The following is a 663-nucleotide window of genomic DNA, read 5'->3' as shown; positions in this document are numbered from 1 at the left end:
GCGCAGAGCGGCGACGCCGCACAGCAGCACCGCCCCGGGCGTGAACCGCGAGCCGCCCACGACGAGCACGGTGCCGCGCGACTCCTTGCCGCCGTCGGGGTCGGGCAGCGCCCAGTCGCGCAGCAGCTGGGGGGTGACGGTCGTGGTCTCAGGCCGGTCGGTCATCGACGTCCTCCTGGGCGGTCGGCTCGGCGTGGGGGTCGCGCTCGAGGTGGCGCACGTCGTTGAGCAGCTCGGGGACGAGCGTGCCGTCCGGGCCGCGGGTCCAGCTGCTCACCGAGCAGTTGGCGATGACCGTGCTGCGCGCCCACGCCATGAGCTCGTCCTCCTCCAGGCCCTCCACGACGTACCGCACGAGCGAGACGATCGCGTCGTGCGCGAACAGCAGCACGCGACCGTCGGGGTGGTCGTCGGCGACGTCGCGCAGCAGCGAGCGCAGCCGGGCGATGACGTCGACCCACGACTCACCGCCCGGGGGGCGGTAGTAGAACTTGCCCAGGCGGCGCCGTCGCGTGGCCTCGTCCGGCAGCAGCGACTCGACGCCGCGCGCGGTCAGCAGGTCCAGGACGCCGAGCTCGCGGTCGCGCAGCCGCTCGTCGACCCGCACCGGCAGGTCGTGGCCCGCCAGCGCGATCTCGGCGGTCTGCCGGGCTCGCCAGGTAG

Annotated in this window: 1 protein-coding gene; it reads right to left on the bottom strand. The window is 74.8% G+C overall.

The window, feature by feature from the left end; genetic code table 11:
* Positions 1-148: 148 nt before the first annotated feature.
* Positions 149-663: histidine phosphatase family protein (locus AC2W7G_RS17915; RefSeq protein ID WP_485869621.1), on the bottom strand; the 515-nt coding region annotated here is incomplete at its 5' end.

Source organism: Aeromicrobium sp. PFPM2_SD2 (genome assembly GCF_057364525.1).
This window is presented reverse-complemented; position numbering and strand designations above follow the sequence as displayed.